The organism is Clostridium tagluense (genome assembly GCF_003865095.1).
Taxonomy (GTDB): domain Bacteria; phylum Bacillota; class Clostridia; order Clostridiales; family Clostridiaceae; genus Clostridium_AD; species Clostridium_AD tagluense.
Window position 1 is genome coordinate 168369 of record NZ_BHYK01000006.1, and the last position, 21259, is coordinate 189627.

17 protein-coding genes and 2 tRNA genes are annotated in these 21259 nt (G+C 31.5%); 2 read left to right on the top strand and 17 right to left on the bottom strand.

All coding sequences use genetic code 11. From position 1 onward, the window contains the following. Positions 1 to 54: 54 nt before the first annotated feature. From Ctaglu_RS07475 to Ctaglu_RS07495, 5 genes are all read right to left on the bottom strand, one after another. Positions 55 to 128, bottom strand: a tRNA-Gly gene (locus tag Ctaglu_RS07475). A gap of 14 nt (positions 129 to 142) precedes the next feature. Then, positions 143 to 218 (bottom strand) — tRNA-Pro (locus Ctaglu_RS07480). Positions 219 to 483: 265 nt separating this feature from the next. Next, positions 484 to 954, bottom strand: coding sequence for a metallophosphoesterase (locus tag Ctaglu_RS07485; protein ID WP_124999609.1), 471 nt, complete (start codon positions 952 to 954; stop codon positions 484 to 486). A gap of 31 nt (positions 955 to 985) precedes the next feature. Next, a complete protein-coding gene (locus tag Ctaglu_RS07490; RefSeq protein ID WP_124999611.1) occupies positions 986 to 1582 on the bottom strand; it encodes an XTP/dITP diphosphatase in 597 nt (198 codons plus the stop codon). Between the two features lie 35 nt (positions 1583 to 1617). Continuing rightward, positions 1618 to 2592 carry an AIR synthase family protein gene (locus Ctaglu_RS07495; RefSeq protein WP_124999613.1) on the bottom strand — a complete coding sequence of 325 codons (975 nt, stop codon included), beginning with the start codon at positions 2590 to 2592 and terminating at the stop codon, positions 1618 to 1620. Between the two features lie 93 nt (positions 2593 to 2685). Here Ctaglu_RS07495 and Ctaglu_RS07500 point away from each other — a divergent pair, with 93 nt between their 5' ends. Beyond that, entirely contained in the window at positions 2686 to 4065 is a 1380-nt protein-coding gene (locus Ctaglu_RS07500; RefSeq protein ID WP_124999615.1) for a hypothetical protein, read from the top strand. A gap of 557 nt (positions 4066 to 4622) precedes the next feature. Here Ctaglu_RS07500 and Ctaglu_RS07505 read toward each other — a convergent pair. Then, the gene (locus tag Ctaglu_RS07505) at positions 4623 to 6287 is read right to left on the bottom strand and encodes a peptide ABC transporter substrate-binding protein (RefSeq protein ID WP_124999617.1); all 1665 of its coding nucleotides are present in this window, start codon (positions 6285 to 6287) and stop codon (positions 4623 to 4625) included. A gap of 225 nt (positions 6288 to 6512) precedes the next feature. Between Ctaglu_RS07505 and Ctaglu_RS07510 the strand changes: the two genes are divergently transcribed. Continuing rightward, positions 6513 to 6746 carry a hypothetical protein gene (locus Ctaglu_RS07510; protein WP_124999619.1) on the top strand — a complete coding sequence of 78 codons (234 nt, stop codon included), beginning with the start codon at positions 6513 to 6515 and terminating at the stop codon, positions 6744 to 6746. Between the two features lie 94 nt (positions 6747 to 6840). On the opposite strand, the gene Ctaglu_RS07515 is transcribed toward Ctaglu_RS07510, so the two are convergent. From Ctaglu_RS07515 to Ctaglu_RS07565, 11 genes are all read right to left on the bottom strand, one after another. Beyond that, positions 6841 to 7611: a hypothetical protein gene (locus tag Ctaglu_RS07515; protein ID WP_124999621.1), complete on the bottom strand. Its 771-nt coding sequence runs from the start codon at positions 7609 to 7611 to the stop codon at positions 6841 to 6843. Between the two features lie 463 nt (positions 7612 to 8074). After that, a complete protein-coding gene (gene ligA, locus Ctaglu_RS07520; protein ID WP_124999623.1) occupies positions 8075 to 10069 on the bottom strand; it encodes an NAD-dependent DNA ligase LigA in 1995 nt (664 codons plus the stop codon). Between the two features lie 94 nt (positions 10070 to 10163). Next, positions 10164 to 12431 carry a DNA helicase PcrA gene (pcrA, locus tag Ctaglu_RS07525; protein ID WP_124999625.1) on the bottom strand — a complete coding sequence of 756 codons (2268 nt, stop codon included), beginning with the start codon at positions 12429 to 12431 and terminating at the stop codon, positions 10164 to 10166. A gap of 427 nt (positions 12432 to 12858) precedes the next feature. Continuing rightward, on the bottom strand, positions 12859 to 13161 hold the full coding sequence (locus Ctaglu_RS07530; protein WP_124999700.1) for a YerC/YecD family TrpR-related protein: 303 nt from the start codon (positions 13159 to 13161) through the stop codon (positions 12859 to 12861). A gap of 245 nt (positions 13162 to 13406) precedes the next feature. Continuing rightward, entirely contained in the window at positions 13407 to 13637 is a 231-nt protein-coding gene (gene secG, locus Ctaglu_RS07535; RefSeq protein ID WP_124999627.1) for a preprotein translocase subunit SecG, read from the bottom strand. A gap of 112 nt (positions 13638 to 13749) precedes the next feature. Beyond that, complete coding sequence (gene eno, locus Ctaglu_RS07540; protein ID WP_124999629.1) at positions 13750 to 15045, bottom strand: phosphopyruvate hydratase; 1296 nt, start codon at positions 15043 to 15045, stop codon at positions 13750 to 13752. Positions 15046 to 15164: 119 nt separating this feature from the next. Continuing rightward, positions 15165 to 16697: a 2,3-bisphosphoglycerate-independent phosphoglycerate mutase gene (gene gpmI / locus Ctaglu_RS07545; RefSeq protein ID WP_124999631.1), complete on the bottom strand. Its 1533-nt coding sequence runs from the start codon at positions 16695 to 16697 to the stop codon at positions 15165 to 15167. Positions 16698 to 16749: 52 nt separating this feature from the next. Continuing rightward, the gene (gene tpiA, locus Ctaglu_RS07550) at positions 16750 to 17496 is read right to left on the bottom strand and encodes a triose-phosphate isomerase (protein ID WP_124999633.1); all 747 of its coding nucleotides are present in this window, start codon (positions 17494 to 17496) and stop codon (positions 16750 to 16752) included. Between the two features lie 138 nt (positions 17497 to 17634). Continuing rightward, positions 17635 to 18831: a phosphoglycerate kinase gene (locus tag Ctaglu_RS07555; RefSeq protein ID WP_124999635.1), complete on the bottom strand. Its 1197-nt coding sequence runs from the start codon at positions 18829 to 18831 to the stop codon at positions 17635 to 17637. Positions 18832 to 19047: 216 nt separating this feature from the next. After that, positions 19048 to 20055: a type I glyceraldehyde-3-phosphate dehydrogenase gene (gene gap, locus Ctaglu_RS07560; protein ID WP_124999637.1), complete on the bottom strand. Its 1008-nt coding sequence runs from the start codon at positions 20053 to 20055 to the stop codon at positions 19048 to 19050. Between the two features lie 79 nt (positions 20056 to 20134). Next, entirely contained in the window at positions 20135 to 21169 is a 1035-nt protein-coding gene (locus Ctaglu_RS07565) for a sugar-binding transcriptional regulator (protein ID WP_124999639.1), read from the bottom strand. Positions 21170 to 21259 lie beyond the last annotated feature (90 nt).

Here is a 21259-nt window from a genome sequence, read left to right on the forward strand (position 1 = left end):
CTCTATCCAACTGAGCTAAAGACACTTGTGTATTTATTATATGCCTAAGCATATTGGAGCGGGTAGAGGGAATCGAACCCTCGTAATTAGCTTGGAAGGCTAACACTCTACCATTGAGTTATACCCGCGTATTATTTTTTAATGGTCGGGGTGACAGGGATTGAACCTGCGACCTCATGGTCCCAAACCACGCGCGCTCCCAGCTGCGCTACACCCCGATATACATTAAGTCTTTATAAAACTATTAAATACGCTAAATTTACTCTAACCTCATAAACTTTTGTTTTTAATGTTTTTTTGTGACGACATGGATTATTGTACACCACATATACTAATACGTCAATACTTTTTCAAAGTTTTTCTCTTGAATATTTAAATAAGTTTTACCAAAGCATCTTTTTTTTGTTTTAACACGTAATTAAAGGCTATTAAAAAAACTGTAGTTTTGAAGGTACAGTTTTAAAAAACTATTTACAAAAAAAACTAAATTCTTATTAAATTAGGTCCTATGGATTCCCCCTGGATATCTATAATAGCAAAGCTCGGGGCTGCATCTCTTGGCTCCGATGCGCTGCCAGGATTTATATACCATATCCCTTCTTCAAAATCTATTTTCCCAATATGAGTGTGACCATATAGAACTATATTAGCTCCTGTTTCTAGAGCCTTATATCTTAATTTTAACAATCCTTCTTTTACATTATACCTATGACCATGAGTTAAGAAAATCCTTTTTCCACAAATATCTTCTACCCTATCATAGGGCGTACTTGTAGAAAAATCACAATTGCCTTTCACACTAATTATTCTTCCCTTAAAATACTTCTCTATAATTAATATATCATCTACATTATCACCTAAATGTATAATCACGTCTAATGCCTTTATTTTGCCTGCTAGCTGCTCTATGCAGCTAGCATTCCTATGTGTGTCACTTATAACACCTATACGCATTTAAAATCACCCTCTTTATTAATATTCGACCCTATATTAATTTTTCAAGCTCACTTTTTAATTTATCTAATGCCCTTCCCCTATGACTAATAGAATTTTTTTCCTTAGTGCTTATCTGTGCAAAAGTTTTATTAAATTCTTTCACAAAAAATAGTGGATCGTATCCAAAGCCTTCTTCCTCTCTAAATTCAGCTGTAATCATTCCTTCTACTTCCCCTTGCACTTTTACTATTTTATCTTCATTAACAATAAGTACCATTGCGCAAATGAACTTAGCTTTTCTCTGTGACTCTTTAGCACCATCTAAAAGATATAATAATTTTTCATTATTTGCTTTAGTATCTCCATGAACACCTGCAAACCTAGCTGAAAAAACGCCTGGCTCACCATTTAATGATTCCACTGATAAGCCTGAGTCATCTGCAAGTACCATATTACCATCAGCTATTTTAAAAATTTCACTGGCTTTTATCTCTGCATTGTCCATAAAGGTACTTCCCGTTTCCTCTACATCAATATTAATTTTAGCTTCTTTCAAAGATAATACTTCAAAAGGAAATTGTGATAACATTTCCTTTATCTCTATAACTTTATGATCATTATTACTAGCAACTATTAATTTTTTCATTTTTTTCCTCCTCGTAGTTTCCTAATTGTAAATAACTATATACTAAATAACTCATCTCTAGTAGGTGGCAAAACATCTTTTTGGATCTCATCTGTTACTAATATACCTCTAGATTCAGTTATATTTCCTATTACTGTAGCTTGTATTCCTTTACTAATTAATTCCTCTACTAGTTTTTTTCCACAAGTAGCAGTTATTAACATGCTTCCTGAGGATATAAACTTCAAAGGATCAATATTAAGTCTTTCACAAATTTTAATTGTAATATCACTAATTGGCATTTTATTATTATATACCTTAAAGCCTAAATTACTAGCCTCTGCAACCTCCCACAAGGCTCCAAGCACTCCACCCTCTGTTATATCATGCATTGAATTAACACCAAGCTCTCCAGCTATACGACCCTCATTAACCACACTAATACTATTCACATAGTCTTTTGCTTGTTCTATTTCCTTATGAGTTAAAAGATCTCTTACCCTATCTAGGTGATCATTTACTATAATTGAAGTTCCTTCCATGCATAATAGTTTGGTAACAACAATTTCATCTCCAAGCTTTGCTCCTGAAGTTGCAACTGCACCACATGCTTTTCCTTTACCTATTGCTGTACAGGAAACTACTATTCTATTCACAGCGGCCGTAACCTCAGTATGCCCGCCTAATATTTCCACGTTAAGTTTTTTTGTTTCTTCATCAATTTCTCGCATAATATTTTTTATGTCTTGAAGGGTGGATGTAGGCGGCACAAGAATCGTAACTAAAATACCTACAGGTTCAACTCCACAAGAAGCTATATCGTTGCAGTTTATATTAACTGCCAATTTACCTATATTTTTATCTGCTCCTGTTATTGGGTCAGTGGATACTACGCACTCATATTCGCCAAAATTTATGACACTGCAGTCTTCTCCTATTCCGCTTCTAATTCTTACGTCACCTCTAACAACACTTTTATTATTGTCGATTATTTGTTTTAAATCATCCCAATTTAATTTTCCAATTTTCATATAAATTCTTCCTTTCTAATTTTATAAAACTAGCACATTTTAACAATTGTAATCATATTATCTATATAAGGACTAATTTATGGTGGTGATATTTTGAAATTTCTAGGACCTTTTTTAAGAATCAATACATTAAGCCAAAATAACATAAAAAATCAATTCTTTTACTTATCAAAAGAATCATTAAAAGATATAGTTTTCGACTCTAAATGTGGGATATATATTCCCGCACGGGATTTAAAATCTAAATCTTTTTCTAAGATTGATATTAACACAATTAATTTAAATTCTCCACTTTTATGTATTTATAAAAAAGCAGATGCTAAATTAAAGTCGCAAGACGGCACGTTACTTTGGAATGAAAACAAGGTAAAAAAAGAAATAACCATTAACAGCAATGCCTTCATGACTTTATCACTTTTAGAGCTTGTGGACTATTATAGTAACTTTAAGAACATTGATAATTCCAAATATGCTTTAAGCCCTTTGTACCTTAAGCTATGCAAAGAACAATTAGAATTTTATGCTTCTTATTTTCGAAATAAAGATGGGCTCTTTGTTGATAAAGTGGATTTAACTGATCCCATGAACCAAGAATTTAATTTTGAAAATAAAAACAATAAATTTAAATTTTCTGATCAAGCTTTCATGATGGCTGCTTACTACAAATATTCTTCTTATGATAAAGATAACCTTGAACACGAGTATGAAAAATTTGCTCTGGATATCCTAAATATGTTTATTCAATATAAAGAAGAAATTTATAATGTTTCTTTTGAGGAGCTCAACAAGATATGTCTCGCCTTAAACGTTTTCTACAAATACTCTGGTCTAGAAAAATGCGAAAATTTATTGCTAGATTTTTCAGACTTACTTATAGAGCAATATAATACTAAGCCCTCTATAATTATTAATGCCAAATTGGATTATTCCTGTATGCTTTTTATAAACTGCACACTTTTATATAATAATACTTCATTGCACAAATTTAAAGCCACTAGCGATGATCTATATGAAAAGCTCACAAAATTATATGAAAGTAATAAAGGTATTTTACTAAAGGAAAGTAATGATAAAGAAATAAATTACACTTGTGATGAACTCTTACTATATATGTATAGCTTAATGATTTATTCTAATTTTAATAATGTGGAAGAAAATTCTTATATGCTTCAAGATATTTTTAAACATCAAATAATAGACTCTGGCCTAGTTTTAAGTTGGCCTGATTCTCCTTCTTTAGATAGTACGGAGCACTACAGAAATTTTTCACTAAAATCAGAAGACTTACTCCAAGAAGAAGATTTTAGAATGTCTACTATAGCAACCCCTGAAAGTAATGAGCTAGCGTCTGTCTTCATTAAAAACGTGGTATATAATAAACGAAAAGATACCTTTAAACAAAGTAAATCATCTTTTGATAGCAGTAAAAATATGTTTCTATTCTTCTTAACAATATTTTTCCGAAATCAATAATATTAAATCTGTTTGGCTACAGTAGTTTTTCTTAGATTATGCTAACAAAAGTATATATTGCATAGAATGCGTTAATAAGCTTTAGTAATTCTAATTTATTTTAGAATTACTTAGAGTCATGAATGCATTTTAGCAATATATACTTTTCCTTATAGCATAATATAATAAAAATCGCTTAGTTCCTAATTTCTACTTGGTTATCTCTATTTCCTCTAATCTTTTCACTATATGTTTGAACCCCTTCTGTAGTTTTATTGTTATTTCATTTAAAATACTTTTCAATGCATCCACTAATTTCCCCCCCTTTAATTTTCTTACAACTTGATATGATCTACAACTTCCAATTATATCACAATAGTGTAAAAATGTAATACTTTTTATGATTTAACATATATTGGTGTTAAATTAAAGGTATAAAAACACAGCCTAAGTTTATTGCAACTTTTTAAGGCTGTGTTTTATTTATAGTTATTTTTTAATAAGTTCCACCTTATTAAATCGAGTAATAACGCAATTGTTATTAAATTCATTTAAAGTAAGTTGCCCCCCAACTTCCTCTACTTTGTCACAGTAGCATCCTCTTTATAAGCATAATCAAATATTAAATTCCCACCTTTAGTGGTATAAATATCTTTAACATTTTCTTTCTTACAAATAACTGTATTAACTATGTATACAGGTATACATGGCAAATCTTTTGCTAATATTTCTTGTGCTTCATTATAGAGTTTTATTTTGTTTTTTTTATCCTTCTCTAGTAGCGCACTTTTAATTATTTTATCATATTCTAAATCCTTGTATCCATAAATGTTATAGCTTGAGCTGGATGTCCATCTTGAAAGTAATTTATAAATATCTCCATATTCTTCATCAATTCTTGAGAATAATATATTATAGTCTCCCTGCTTTGTGACTTTATTAAGTTCATCTTTTGCATATCCTTTGCAAACTACATTTACATCTAAATAATCTTTTAAATCTAAATATCCTTTAATCTTTTTAGCTATTTCATCTAAGTTTTCTTTAATGTTTTTAGCTATCTCTTTTGCTATCCTATCATCAAGGTTTTTATTTTCATATACTATAATTAATTCTGCTTTCTTTTCATAGTTGTGGGTCTTTAAATACTCCTTTAAATATTTTGCACCTTTATCTTTACTCCCGAACACATCAAATATCGGTTTACTACTATCCTCATTAACCACGCTAGAAGTGGTATAATTTATTGCTGGAACCGCCAAATCTTTTGATATAGTTTGTATAATAAATTCCTTAGATATTATTGCACTAATTGCATTTCTAAAATTATTATCTTTCACTGTATCTTTAGTATTTAAATTAAAAGTTAGATAATACATGCTCTTTGTAGGCACAGCTATAGTTTTCTTTTTTATATTAAGAGATTTTCCTTCGCTTATTGGTGGACTAACAAATACATCAATCTTCGAGGTATCACTAACCCTAGTAGTTTCAAAGTCTGCTAATGTTTTTTCCTCATCCTTTATAGTTGTAAACAGCATTTCATTGCTAACAATCTCACTTTTCCTCCAATACTTTTCATTCCTTAATAGATATATTTCTCCATATTCATTTATCTCTTTTATAATGAATGGACCGCTATATTGAATGTCTTCGTAGCTATTTTTCCAGTTTCTCTTATTCATATTAGTTTCCCTTAAAGTGAAAACTGGATTACTAAGAATATTTAGAAAATAATCATTAGGACTATTTAGTCTTATCTCTAAAGTTAAATCATCCTTTGCTGAAATAGCAACTTTGTCAGATTTTACTTTTCCCATGCTAAAATCCTTAGCTCCAAATATACAGTATAATTGCTCAGCAAATACATTGTTTTTTTCCAATAGAATATTGTGAAAAAGCCTTACAAAATCTATGGCTTTTATAGACTTTCCATCGCTATAATGAAGGTCCTTTCTTAATTTAAAGGTATACCCTATTTTATCTACTGAAATATCAAATCTTTCTGCCATAGCAGGGACTAATTCTCCATATTTATCTTCACGTACCAACCCTTCAAATAAGGCTAACAACAAATCTTTTTCTCTGACATTATCACTATTTAGCATTAACAAATCTGAAGGCACCTCTCCCAAGTTATAAACTAAATATTTTCTAGAATTTGTAGGCTTTACTTTCTTCTCAACACATCCGCTACTTAACATCATTATAAAAATTAATATTATGCATAATAACCTTTTCATAATTACCTCCAATTGGGTCTTATTAAAAGTATTAACCTTTCATGTATGAAGTAATCATATTTGTAATAAAAAGATTGAAATTCTATTTAAAGTCATGAACTTATGGCTGTTACTGAAAAAACTCTTAATCATTGTGTTAGCTTTTTGTACTTTAATTATGCTATAATATACACATATATATTTACATAATTTATGTAATTAAAAGGTATATAGGGGGAATTTTTTATGCTAATCTTAACTATTAAAATAATTGCTATATGTGCCATGTTAACTTTTATGTTTATCGGAATTTGGGGTTTCATTTTATTAATTAAAATATATGACCAGTTAAGATATAAAAATTATTTAATGGAGAAACTTATACAAAGCACCTCTAAATTATCTTTAACCCATGAAAATATAGCCCAACCTAAAAAGGATATTGAAACTTACGATACTTTCAATCTCACTGAAAAATAAATATTAGACCTTAACATAAAAAAAGACGCCATTTGACGTCTTTTTATTTATAAACTATTATAAATATCTAGGGGTTATTTACTAAGCCCATAAATTAATTTATTGCTGCTGTATCTTTTACTACTGGTGTTGCAGCCGGTTCTGCATTTGGTGCTACTTCCTTTACTACTGGTGATGTAACTAGTTCTGTAGCCGGTACTACTTCCTTTACCACCGGAATATCTTTTGTTGGTACTGGTGTTGGCACTGTTGTAGTTGTTGGTGTTACTATTGGCGTCGTCACTGGTATTGGTTTTGGCGTTGGTGTTGGTGTTGCTGGTGTTGCTGGTGGTGTTGCTGGTGTCAATATGACTTTAATTATTTTGTCTATATCACCATTTAATTTTACTAACTTTGCATTTCTGTCCTTTAATTTTGTTATATGGGCATCTAGAACTTTTTCAAAGTTTTTCTCTCCTTCGTTTATTAACTTTAATTCAATACCTTTACCCAAAATTTTAAACCTTTCTTTTAATGATTTTTTTTGTTCTTCTATTTTATCTATCTTATTTTTTTTCACAACACTTCCTACTTTAATTAGCTTTACATCTATCTGTTTTTTAAGTTCATAATTAGCCATTTCTAGGCCTTTTATTTGATTCTTTTTAAAAGTTATTTCTGTTTTAAATTCTACATTACTTTTAGGCTTTTCCTGATTTTTCCTACCCACTATATTTTTAAGGTTTTGTAAATCAGTTGCTAGTTTTTGTTCTAACTTATTTGGATGTTCTATTATTTTTAGAGTCCTAGCACTAACTGTTAGTGTTGGTACTGTAAATGATGACACTGCAATTGCTATTACTAAGTTACACATTTTTTTATTCATAATAATACTCCCCCTTGTTTTTTGATAGTGTTAACACTATCTTTGTTTTATTTAAAAAAACATTTAAATATTCACATTACATCACCCCCTTTTACCCTTGTAAATCAATTTATTTTTTTAATAGGTTATTTCGATTATATTTTTATTTCTTATCGATTTACTTAAATCCCATACCTTTGATAAAATCAAAGATATGGGATTTAAAGGTACATAATTTAAAAGCTCATTTCTAATAACATCGTTAATATATTCTCTTTGTTCCTTATCTACTTGTCCTAAGTAAAATTATATGCATATATTTATTATACATAAAATCGCAGTTTTTTGCCATGCATTTCACAAGATTTACTTTTGTTACATTATTTATAAGTTGACATTGCTTTTAGGATAAAACAAAAGCACCAGATAAACTAGATGCTTTTTCTTATGCTTTTCAAACTATGTTCATTACTTCGCATATTATCTATTTTAACATATTTACTAATTCCTCTTCAGATATAACTGTAACTCCGAGTTCCTCCGCTTTTGCACGCTTACTTCCGGCATTCTCTCCTGCTACCACATAACTGGTTTTACTCGAAACAGAACCTGCTACTTTTCCTCCGTGCTTCTCTATCACTTCTGTAGCTTCATTTCTCCCCATAGTAGTCAATGTTCCAGTTACAACAAAGGTTAATCCATCAAATCGATTATCCACCTGTTTTAAGTCTTCTACAGCCATATTTACACCATAATCTTTTAACCTGTTAATTATTTCACAGTTTTTATCATCTTCAAAAAATCTTAGTATATTTAAAGCACTTATTTCACCTATATCAGAAACTTCTTGTAGGTCTTCCAAAGATGCATTTTGCAAATTTTCAATAGATTTATAATGATTCATTATTGTTTTAGCTGCTACTTTTCCAATGCTAGGAATTCCGAGACCCGTCATTAGTTTTTGCGCTTCATTTCCCTTTGATTTTTCTATAGCCTCTAGCAACTTATCTGTATTCTTTTCTTTTCCAATTATACCTTGCTCTATAAGTTCTTCTCGATAGTTAAACAGTGAATATACATCAGCAATATCTTTAATATATCCAAAACGAATAAGTTCTTTAACATATGCCGTGCCAAAACCTTTTATATCCATAGCAGTCCTACCAACAAAATTAATAATGTGTCTTTCTAATTGCGCCAAACAATTAGGATTTGTACATTTGATGTCAGCTGTATCTTTTTCACGGACAGTGGGTGCCCCGCATACCGGACAAATTCCAGGAATCTTAAATCTATCTAATTCGCCAGCACGTTTTTCTTTAACTACAGACTTAATCTTTGGGATAATCTCTCCTGATTTGTATACAACAATTGTGTCTCCAATTCTTATATCTAAATCATCTATAAAATCTTGATTGTGAAGGATTGCTCTAGATACAGATGTTCCACATAAACGAATTGGCTCAAATATTGCTGTAGGAGTAATTCTTCCCGTTCTTCCTACTGATACTTCGATATCGATTAATTTTGTTTCTTTTTCTTCTGGAGGGAATTTATAGGCGATAGCCCATTTCGGAACTTTTGAAGTATTTCCAAGTTTTTCTCTCTCCTCCAAATTATCGATTTTTATAACAACTCCATCAATGTCATATTCTAAATTCCCTCTATCCTCTCCGATAACCTGAATAGCATTCCATACTTCATCAGCTGTTTTACATTTCACATAATTCTCAATAACTTTTATGCCTTGCTTTTTTAGCCACTCATAACCTTCTGTATGGGACTTAAATTCAATTCCTTTGATATCTTGAATATTAAAAATAAATAGAGATAATTCTCTTTCCTTTGTTATTTTACTATCCAACTGTCTTAATGTGCCTGCAGCGCAGTTTCTAGGATTGGCAAATATTTTTTTATCTAATAACTCCTGCTGCTGATTAACCTTATCAAAGGCTTCATTTGCCATATATACTTCACCACGAATTTCCAGGTATGGAATAGGGTCTTTTAACTTCCGTACAACATCCTTAATTGCTTTAGCATTTTCAGTGACATCCTCACCTTGAATGATTCCATCACCGCGAGTCACGGCTACGGTTAAAATGCCCTCTACATAACGCAGTGCCATTGACAAACCATCAATTTTAAGCTCAACAACAAAAGTTGGACTCTCTAGTTCTACAATCTTTTTATTTACATAAGCATAGACTTCTTCTTTGGTAAATACGTCTTGCAAACTAAGCATTGGGACATTATGTTTTACGAGTACCCCAGCTTTCCTTTTAGCGTTTCCACCTACTCTTTGAGTTGGCGAATCTGAGGTGATAAGTTCTGGATGCTCTTTCTCTATTGCTTTAAGCGTAAGCATTAATTGATCGTATTCATAATCTGATATTTCCGGATTATCTTCGTTGTAATATCTATCACTGTGATATTTAATTATCTTTTTTATTTCGTTAATTCTATCTTCCACACTCATACACTACACCCTTTCCCATAAAATCTAAACCTTACCACTGCGTATACCAAATAAAATAACTAGCATACTCACTAGTTATTTTATGAAACATGTTTTATAACATTTCTATAGGTGCCTTATCTAATACCAACTTTTTTATCCCCATATTATCAAAGGCTATTGAGATTAATGTGTCACCATTTGAACTTGATATCGACACAATGGTGCCTATTCCAAATTTACCATGTTTAACTTTTCTACCTATGGTAGCTTCACTTTTCATACTTTGCTGTTGCAGATTACTACCTTGCGTCGTAACTGATAGGTACTCTTGCGTGTTAGTATTACTCTCTTCAGCATTTGAACTCATAAGTCCATGAGGATTATACTTTTGTGGCGCCTTAATTTTATTTCTTTTTAAGACTTGCACAGTCCTATTTTTATTTCCCCCGATAATTTCTTTTAACCCTTCTGAGATTTCACTTATAAAATCAGAAGGAGCGTACCCAACAGTTCTTCCAAATACCATCCTACTTTCTGCAGATGTTATATAAAGCTTTTCTTCTGCTCTTGTTATAGCAACATAACATAGACGCCTTGATTCTTCCATTTCCGTAAAGTTGTTAAAGGAAGACATTCCTGGGAATATACCATTTTCCATACCAACCATGAATACCACTGGAAACTCTAAACCTTTTGCACTGTGAACCGTCATCATTGCTACAGTATCTACAATTTCATCAGGATTCTCAGGATTCTCTCCACTTGACCCTAAACTAACCCCTTCTAAGAAGGCTAAAAGTGATTTATCTTCTGAAGTTCTTTCAAATTCTACAGCATCTGATACTAATTCCTTTATATTTTCTACTCTGCTCTCATCCTCTGGTTCCTTAGATGTTTCTAATTGCTTTAAATATCCTGTATCACTCAAAATAGACTTAATTAACTCAGATACAGTGATTTCATCCTTTTTAGCCATAAAACTATTCATAAGACTAACAAACTTATTTATAGATGATGTATTTCTGGTGGTCAGCGACGGTATAAACTCCACATCTAAAATAGCACTATACATACATTGGTCTATATCAGTTGCAAACTCTTGAATCTTTTGAATAGTTGCATCACCTATATTTCTTTTAGGTACATTTATAATTCTTTTTAATGCAATATCATCAAGAGGATTATTCATAAGCTTTAAATATGCCATTATATCCTTTATTTCTTTTCTATCATAAAACTTTAGTCCTCCTACTATTCTATATGGAATTAAAGACTTCCTAAAACTTTCCTCAAAAATACGAGATTGGGAATTCATCCTATATAAAATTGCAAAATCCTTAAAGCTCTTATTTTCTTCCTTCATAATTTCCTTAATCTGACTTGCTACAAAATTTGCCTCATCCCTATCTGAAAATGCTCTATACAAATTGATTTTGTCTCCACTTTCTTTTTCAGTCCTTAGTGCTTTGTCTTTTCTCTGCGAATTATTTCTTATTACTTCGTTAGCTGCCGTAAGTATATTTCCATAAGATCTATAATTTTGCTCAAGCTTAACCACTTTTGCCCCTGGATAATCACTTTCAAAATCTAAAATATTAGTAACATCAGCACCCCTCCATGCATAGATGCACTGATCATCATCTCCAACTACGCATATATTTTCCTTTTCATCTACTAAAAGCTTTATAAGCATATACTGTGCCTTATTCGTATCTTGATACTCGTCTACCATAATATATCTAAACTTTTTATGGTAAAAATCTAAAACATCCTTATTATTTTTAAGTAGTTCTACTGCTTTAAAAATCAAATCATCAAAATCTAGTGCATTATTACCCTTTAGCTTTTTTTGATAAAGAACATATATATCAGCAATTTTATTTTTCCTAAAATCATGTTCATTTTCTTTTTTATATATTTCCGGAGAAATTAGTTCGTTTTTAGCATTTGATATTTTATTTAGAATTTCTGAATCTGTTAAATCTTTTTCATTTATCTGAAGCTCTTTCATACACTGTTTAATCAAACTTTTCTGATCATAACTATCGTATATAGTAAAGTTCTTATTATATCCTAGTTTATCTATTTCCCTACGAAGTATCCTAACACAGCTAGAGTGGAAGGTAGAAATCCACATATTATCTGCTATATTACCTACAAGCGCACGCACTCTATCCTTCATTTCACCAGCTGCTTTATTCGTAAAAGTTATGGCTAAAATTTGCGAAGGGTATATATTTAAATCTTGAATCATATGGGCAATTCTATAAGTTAAAACTCTAGTTTTTCCAGAGCCCGCACCTGCCAAAATGAGTAGCGGACCATCCACTGTTATTGCAGCCTCACACTGCTCTTTGTTTAATAAATTTTCTAAATCCATAAAAACACTCCTTATATATATTATATTAATACTAGATACATCTAGCATTACTTATGTTTCTCTCAAGACGCATTTAAACAAATAATAAGTTAGTATACTATTTGTTTATTTGCAACAGACATACCTATAATTATATCACAATGTGTGTAAACTTAAACAATTTTAAAAATAGAGATGGCTAATTTATGTTCACTCCTTTAACGACATTTCATAAGGGAAGCCAGATACTTTTATATATGAGTGCTCCTACTATAATATATAAAAAACTTCAGCAAGAGCATAAATCTCCTTCTGAAGTCGTTAATATTGTGGCATCGAAGATGATCCACGGCTACGCAAGTGATGATTAACCTTAGTTATACTGAGTAAATATATGTTAACCATCTCTTTTTATACCAATCTATAAGGCACATCAAAATAAATATACTTATTTTTTTAATTTCAAGCGTTCTAATATAAGTTTATACCCATCACTACCATAGTTTAATGATCTATTTATTCTACTTATTGTGGCGGTACTTGCACCTGTAGTACTAGCTATATCCAAATAGGTCCTTTTTTCTGCTAACATTTTCGCTACCTGAAGTCTTTGCTCAAATGCTTGAATTTCATTTATAGTGCATATATCCTCAAAAAATCTATAGCACTCTTCCTTATTTTGCAGGCTTAAAATACCATCAAAAAGAAAATCCATATCTTCACTTTCTAATTTAGAACTATATTCACTCATCATCCTTCACCTCTAATAATCATTGATTACTTTAAACAATTTTAACATTTATATTATATTTATACTATTAAAATTTAAAAAAATCCAAAAAAATCACATATCCTACAAGTATTTTGCCTCATTCAAGTGATTTTACAATTCACTGTGAAATAAAAAAATGCAGTTTATTAAAAATTATTTAAATAAACTGCTACAAGCCCAAAATATTTATTTGAATGTGCCTAACTGTGATTTAGATAATTATATTATTTAACTAAATTTAACATAACCGTAGTTAAAATAAAGCAAACTGCTGAGACTGCTGTGATTCTTGCTAGTACCGATTCTGCAGTTTTTGTTTTATTTTTTGCAAAGAAAGTCTCAGAACTTCCTGCTATAAGACCACTTAATCCATTTGATTTACTAGGTTGCATCATAACTGAAACAATTATAATAATTGATGTTATAACCTGTAAAACTGTTAGAAAACTATGCATGTGAACACCCCCCTATTCATGGAATACAACATTATTTTAGCATACTCTGAGGTAGCTTGCAATAAAATGCAAGAGCATAGCCTATAAAGACTATACTCTTATTTAGCATTGATTATCTTTTGATGTTATAGAATGCTTTTATCCCTCTATATTCAGCCATTTCTTCTAGTTCTTCTTCTATTCTTAATAGCTGATTATATTTAGCAACTCTTTCGGTTCTAGCTGGTGCACCAGTTTTAATTTGTCCTGCATTCACAGCTACAACCAGGTCTGCTATGCTCGTATCTTCTGTTTCTCCTGATCTATGAGAAACTACTGCAGTAAATCCTGCCCTTTCAGCCATTTCTATAGCATTTAATGTTTCAGTAAGTGTTCCTATTTGGTTTAATTTTATAAGAATTGAATTTGCAGTTTTTCTTTCAATTCCCATTTTTAATCTATCAGTATTAGTTACAAATAAATCGTCTCCAACTAATTGAATTCTATCTCCTATTTTATCAGTTAAGTACTTCCAACCTTCCCAATCTTCTTCAGCCATTCCATCTTCTATAGAAATAATTGGATATTTGTTAACTAATTCTACATAGTAGTCAGCCATTTGCTCTGGAGTTAATATTCTTCCTTCTGAAGATAAGTTGTATGTTCCATCTTCAAAGAATTCAGAAGCTGCTGGGTCAAGAGCTATATATATATCTTTTCCTGGAACATATCCTGCTTTTTCTATAGCTTCGATTATAATCTTTATAGCTTCTTCATTTGATGATAAGTCTGGAGCGAATCCACCTTCATCACCAACACCAGTAGCGAGGCCCTTAGATTTTAATAATGCTTTTAATGAATGGTAAACTTCTGCACTCATTCTTAGCGCTTCGCTGAAAGAAGTTGCTCCAACTGGCATAATCATAAACTCTTGTAAGTCTACATTATTGTCAGCATGGCTTCCACCATTTATAATGTTCATCATTGGAACTGGTAAAACTTTAGCGTTTACTCCACCAATATATTGATATAATCCAAGACCTAGTGATTCAGCTGCAGCTCTAGCGCAAGCTAGGGATACTCCAAGAGTTGCATTAGCACCTAGTTTGCTCTTATTGTCTGTTCCATCAAGAGCTATCATTGCTTTATCTATAGCTATTTGATCATATACATTCATTCCAATTAACTCTTCAGCTATTAAATTATTTACATTATCAATAGCTTTTAAAACGCCTTTTCCGTTATATATATCTTTGTCTCCATCTCTGAGTTCTACGGCTTCAAACATACCAGTGGAAGCTCCTGATGGAACTGCTGCTCTTGCTACTGTTCCATCTTCCAGAGTTACTTCAACCTCAACAGTTGGAAATGCTCTTGAATCTAAAATTTGTCTTGCGTAAACATCAATAATTTCAATATAGTTCTTCATATATTATTACCTCCAATTTTTTTTATGTTATTATTTTCTAAGTTAATAGAATACTCCACTAGTCTTTGAAACTATTTGTTTAACTTAGATAATATAATAATCTTATTTATTTTTTAATGTTAATCTATGATTAATGATTTTCCTGTCATTTCCACCGGTACAGGCAGACCCATAACTGAAAGCATTGTAGGTGCCATATCTGCTAAGATGCCACTATCCTTTAGTTCTTTACTATGGTTTGAAATATAAGTAAATGGAACTAAATTCGTAGTATGTGCTGTCATAGGCTTTCCTGAGGAAAAGTCAATCATTTGCTCAGAATTTCCATGGTCTGCAGTTATAAATATACTACCATCTTTCTCTAGAACATTTTTAACAATTTTACCAAGACATATATCCACTGCTTCTATTGCTTTTTTAGCAGCTTCAAAATCTCCTGTATGACCTACCATATCTGGATTAGCAAAATTAAGTATAATCATGTCATAAAGGCCCGAATCCAATCTTTTTAATAATTCCTCGGTAACCTCATAGGCACTCATTTCTGGCTTTAAATCATAAGTAGCTACCTTAGGTGATGGAATAAGCGCTCTATCTTCATTGGCATTTGGAGCCTCAACTCCTCCATTGAAGAAGAATGTAACATGAGCATATTTTTCAGTTTCAGCTATTCGGAGCTGTCTTTTGCCCATTTTACTAACATATTCTCCTAGTGTATTGGTGAAACTTTCTGGTGTATATGCCACATCAACGTTTTCTAGGGACATATCATATTGAGTAGTACATACATAGTTTAAATTTAGTGTTTCTCTTTCAAATCCAAGGAATACTTTATCATTTATTGCCCTAGTAATTTCGCGAGCTCTGTCTGGTCTAAAATTAAAGAATATAACACTATCATTATTACTTATAGCGGATACTGGTTTATTATTCTCCATGATAACCGTTGGAAGAACAAACTCATCTGTCTTATTATCATGAAAAGCACGTTTAACTGCTTCTGCCGCTGATGTACTCTCTTCACCTTTAGACAAAACCATAGCATCATATGCAAGCTTAACTCTTTCCCATCTCTGATCTCTATCCATAGCATAATATCTACCACTTACAGTAGCAATTTTCCCCACACCTATTTCATTCATATATTCTTCGAGTTCTGCTATGTATTCCAGCGCTGAACCTGGTTGTACATCCCTGCCATCTAGGAAAGCATGCACATAAACCTTTTTAGCACCTTTATCCATAGCAAGCTTTAATAATGCCTTTAAATGATTAATATGAGAGTGAACTCCACCATCAGACAACAATCCTAAAAGATGTATTGAAGAATTTGCTTTAATAGCTTTATCTATAGCACTATTAAAAGCAGGATTTTTAAAGAAGTCTCCTTCCTTAATTTCTTTTGTTATCCTTGTAAGTTCTTGGTATATAATTCTACCAGAACCTATATTTAGATGACCAACTTCTGAGTTTCCCATCTGACCCTCTGGTAGTCCTACTTCTAGGCCACTTGCCTTCAATTTTGTACTTGGATATTTCTTTAATATTGCGTCATAGTTTGGTTTATTTGCAGAGTATACTGCATTTCCATCTAAGTGATCTGATAATCCAAATCCATCTAAAATCATTAGCATTACTGGTTTCTTTGGCATTTTTGTTCCTCCCACCCGCTTTGTTTCTAATATATATCTGTTTATTTATATTTTAATAGTTTACTATTCCTGCAAAATCTTCTGCTTTAAGACTAGCTCCTCCAATTAATCCACCATCTATATCTGATTTGCCCATTTGCTCACTTATAGTTGATGGTTTAACTGAACCGCCATATTGGATTCTAAGTTTATCCGAAACATCAGATCCAAACATAGCAGAAACAGTCTTTCTTATAAATCCAATTGTTTCATTAGCCTCATCTGCAGTTGCAGTTTTTCCTGTGCCAATAGCCCATATTGGTTCATAAGCTATAACCAATTTTTCCACTTGCTCTCTTGTAAGTCCTGCTAAATCTAACTTTATTTGATTATCTAATACTTTTTCTGTAATATTTGATTCTCTTTGTGCAAGAGTTTCTCCCATGCAAAGTATAGGTGAAATGCTATGATTATAAGCAGCTTTAAGTTTTTTATTTACACTTTCGTCTGTTTCATTGAAATACTGTCTTCTCTCACTATGGCCAATTATAACATAATCAACGCCCATATCTTTTAACATTCCTGGTGAAACTTCACCTGTAAAAGCACCATTTTCCTCGAAATGCATGTTTTGAGCTCCTACTTTTATATTTGATCCCTTAGCTGCTTTTATTACTGCATCTAAGCATAAAAATGTAGGACAAACTACAACTTCACATTGTGCATTTTTAACTAAAGGCTTTATTTCCTGGATTAAACTTACAGCTTCACCTACAGTTTTATTCATTTTCCAATTACCTGCAATTATACCTTTTCTCATAAAAAACCCTCCTAATTATTGCTTTGTGATATATGTGAAATATTAATTGTTATCTCCCTCGTTTGTCTTTAAAAAGACTTTTGAGGAAGGCAACAGCTAATATTAATTTATGACTTTAAAATAAAAATTTTTATTTAATTATTTGTTTGTAAGAGCTTCGATTCCTGGTAACAATTTACCCTCTAAAAACTCAAGAGATGCTCCACCACCTGTAGATATGTGAGTCATTTTATCTCCAAATCCTAATTGGTTAACTGCCGCTGCACTATCTCCACCACCTATTACAGTAGTTCCGTCAACTTTTGACATGCCTTCTGCTACTGCTATAGTTCCTTTTGCAAAATTTGCAAATTCAAATACTCCCATTGGTCCATTCCAAATAATAGTTTTGGCTATACTTATAGCACCTTTGTAAATCTCACAAGTCTTAGGTCCAATATCAAGTCCCATATATCCATCTGGAATATTTTGATTATCAGTAACTACAGGCTTTGCCTCAGCTGAAAATCTATCCGCAACAATATGATCCACTGGTAATAAGAATTTAACTCCTTTTGCCTCCGCTCTTTGCATCATATCTTTAGCATATTCTACTTTATCTTCTTCAACTAATGAACTTCCTATAGAATAACCACCAGCTTTTAAGAAAGTGAAAGCCATTCCTCCACCAATTATTAAAGTATCTACCTTTTCAAGCAAATTAGCAATAACATCTATTTTATCTGAAACCTTAGCTCCACCTAAAATTGCTACAAAAGGTCTAACTGGCTGATCTACTGCTTCTCCTAAGAATTTCAATTCTTTTTGAATTAAGTATCCACATACTGAAGTCTCAATAAACTGTGTTACCCCAACTGTAGAACAATGAGCTCTATGAGCCGTTCCAAAGGCATCATTTACAAATATATCTGCAAGAGATGCCAGTTCCTTTGAAAAATTCTCACTATTTTTAGTTTCTTCTTTTCTATATCTTGTGTTTTCTAATAACAAAACATCTCCGTCTTTCATTTTTGCTACTTCAGATTTCACATTATCACTAACTACATTTGAATCTGCCGCAAAAACTACTTCGGATCCTAACATTTCACTTAATTTCTTAGCAACTGGTGCTAGTGAAAGTTCAGGTCTTGGCTCTCCATTTGGTTTTCCAAGGTGTGAACATAAAATAACCTTTGCTCCATTTTTAATTAAATAATTTATTGTAGGCATAGCACCTACTAATCTATTTACATCAGTGATTGCTCCCTCACTTAATGGTACGTTGAAATCACATCTTACTAACACCTTTTTACCTTTAACCTGGATATCTTCTATGGTTTTTTTATTAAATTTCATACACATTCTCCTCTCATATTGTTTATTATGCAAAATCTTTTTAACTTATAATAATTGTACTTGTATCAATTATTGTTTGTGATAAATTTTAAATGATGTAATTATTAAAAAGGCTTGGTTCTATAGATTAACTATAAAACCAACCCTTAATATTTTACTTACTGTTTGCTTACAGTTAATTTATAGTTTGCTTACAGTTTTATAGTAAAATTAATTTTATAGTCTGTCTGCAACATATTTAGTTAAATCTGCGAGTCTATTTGAATAACCCCATTCATTATCGTACCAAGCTACAACTTTAACCATGTTATCTCCAATAACCATAGTTGATGGTGCATCAACTATAGAAGATCTTTCGTCTCCTCTAAAGTCAATTGAAACCAATGGTTCTTCGCAGAATCCAAGAATTCCTTTCATTGTAGTTTCAGCAGCAGTCTTAAACGCTGCATTTACTTGCTCTACAGTAACATTTTTTGAAAGTTCACAAACTAAATCTGTGCATGATACTGTTGGAGTTGGAACTCTTAATGAGAATCCATTTAATTTTCCTTTTAATTGTGGTAGCACAAGTGCTACCGCTTTTGCAGCTCCAGTTGTAGTTGGAATCATTGATTCACAAGCAGCTCTTGCACGTCTCATATCGCTATGTGGAGCATCTAATAATCTTTGATCTCCAGTATATGAATGAATTGTAGTCATAAGACCCTTAACTATTCCAAATTCTTGATCTAAAACTTTAGCAAATGGTGCTAAGCAATTTGTTGTGCATGATGCATTTGAAATTATGTTATGTTTAGCTGCATCGTACTTTTCTTCGTTAACTCCTAGTACTATTGTTATATCTTCATTTTTTGCTGGTGCAGATATAAGAACTTTTTTAACACTTCCACCTAAATGAGCATTTGCTTTAGTAGCATCTGTAAAGAATCCTGTAGATTCTATTACTATTTCTGCTCCAAGTGAATTCCAATCTATATTTTTTGGATCTCTTTCTGCGAATATCTTAATTTCTTTTCCATTAACAACTATTGAATTTTGTTTAGCTTCTACAGTTCCGTTAAATTTTCCATAAAGTGAATCATATTTTAAAAGGTGAGCAAGTGTTGCAGCATCTGTTAAGTCATTAATTCCTACTACCTGTAATTCTGTAGCATAGTTTGCCACTAGTGCTTTAAATACATTTCTTCCTATTCTACCAAATCCATTTATTCCTACTTTTATCATTTTGACAAAACCTCCTAAATTTTTAAAAATAATTATATGTAAATATATAATTTTTCCTTCTACAAAATCATTATATAGTTTACTCTGTTTTCTCTATAATATTTATAATTTCTTTTGCAGCTGCTTCATCAATTATTAAAACGGTACTTGAACGATTGATTTCAGTGGCTATGATGGCCCTAGCTTTATTTCTTCCAGCTGCTACTGCAATTAGAGTTTTTATGTTTTTAACATCTTCATTTTTCACCCCAATAGTAGGTGTAGAATGAACTATTTTACCTAATTCATTGTAATAATGGCCAAAAGTCTCTCCTACAGCACCTAATTCTTCTAGGTCTCTTATATCTTCTTCCGATAGACCTCTTTTCCTAGCCATGTCTGTAGCAATACCTATACCATAAATAAGAACCTCAGCACTTCGGATCTTATCAATTATGCTTTTTATTTCTTTTTCATTTAATATAGTTTCTAGTGCTACATTGCTCAAATTATCCGGGGCATGAAGTAATTCATAATTGCCACCAATTTTATCTGCAAGCCTTGCCACTAATGTATTGGCTTGAATTTCTACATTTCTTGCCATACCACCTCTAGCCGGAAGCACTAAAATATTACTATATTTATTATTTTTAGTAAAGCCATCTACAACTTGTTTAACTGTTAATCCACCTGTTAATGCAATTATACTATTATCTTTAATAATATCCATAGCATAAGTGGCAGCTGCCTTTCCAAGTTCTTTAAGCACACTTTTATCATTGTCTACATCTCCAGGAACAACTATAACTTGGTGAATATTCAAATGCTTCTCAATAAACTTTTCGATTTGAGACAATCCTTTAATTTCATGAATAAATCCTTTTAACTTATTTATAATTTCTTCCCCATCAGCTGTTATAAACATGCCTGATGTATTAACCTCAATTAAATTCTGAGATTTTAAAAAGTTTATTTCATTTCTTACTATTCTTTCACTTATATTCATGTCATTTGCCAAAATTCTTCGTCCTATAGGTCCATTATAATATATCACTCTTAATATATCATACCTCTTTTGGAGAAGCTCTATGAGTTCTGGAACTACCTTTTGTTGTAATTTTAATATGTTCTGCACTTAAACACCTCTATGGACTTTTTAAGTCCCAGCTTATATTTTTTGTTCCCACTTACATTATAAATGAAATACCAACTTTTTTAAATTAGT

Coding starts and splice junctions, on each gene's coding strand:
- pcrA (WP_124999625.1), bottom strand. CDS start 12,431: ATGGATTTAGAAAATTTATTAAACAAAGAGCAGTGTGAGGCTGCAATA.
- Ctaglu_RS07505 (WP_124999617.1), bottom strand. CDS start 6,287: ATGAAAAGGTTATTATGCATAATATTAATTTTTATAATGATGTTAAGT.
- Ctaglu_RS07485 (WP_124999609.1), bottom strand. CDS start 954: ATGCGTATAGGTGTTATAAGTGACACACATAGGAATGCTAGCTGCATA.
- tpiA (WP_124999633.1), bottom strand. CDS start 17,496: ATGAGAAAAGGTATAATTGCAGGTAATTGGAAAATGAATAAAACTGTA.
- gpmI (WP_124999631.1), bottom strand. CDS start 16,697: ATGCCAAAGAAACCAGTAATGCTAATGATTTTAGATGGATTTGGATTA.
- secG (WP_124999627.1), bottom strand. CDS start 13,637: ATGCATAGTTTTCTAACAGTTTTACAGGTTATAACATCAATTATTATA.
- Ctaglu_RS07555 (WP_124999635.1), bottom strand. CDS start 18,831: ATGAAATTTAATAAAAAAACCATAGAAGATATCCAGGTTAAAGGTAAA.
- eno (WP_124999629.1), bottom strand. CDS start 15,045: ATGAAGAACTATATTGAAATTATTGATGTTTACGCAAGACAAATTTTA.
- Ctaglu_RS07510 (WP_124999619.1), top strand. CDS start 6,513: ATGCTAATCTTAACTATTAAAATAATTGCTATATGTGCCATGTTAACT.
- Ctaglu_RS07515 (WP_124999621.1), bottom strand. CDS start 7,611: ATGAATAAAAAAATGTGTAACTTAGTAATAGCAATTGCAGTGTCATCA.
- Ctaglu_RS07490 (WP_124999611.1), bottom strand. CDS start 1,582: ATGAAAAAATTAATAGTTGCTAGTAATAATGATCATAAAGTTATAGAG.
- ligA (WP_124999623.1), bottom strand. CDS start 10,069: ATGAGTGTGGAAGATAGAATTAACGAAATAAAAAAGATAATTAAATAT.
- gap (WP_124999637.1), bottom strand. CDS start 20,055: ATGATAAAAGTAGGAATAAATGGATTTGGTAGAATAGGAAGAAATGTA.
- Ctaglu_RS07530 (WP_124999700.1), bottom strand. CDS start 13,161: ATGAGTGAATATAGTTCTAAATTAGAAAGTGAAGATATGGATTTTCTT.
- Ctaglu_RS07495 (WP_124999613.1), bottom strand. CDS start 2,592: ATGAAAATTGGAAAATTAAATTGGGATGATTTAAAACAAATAATCGAC.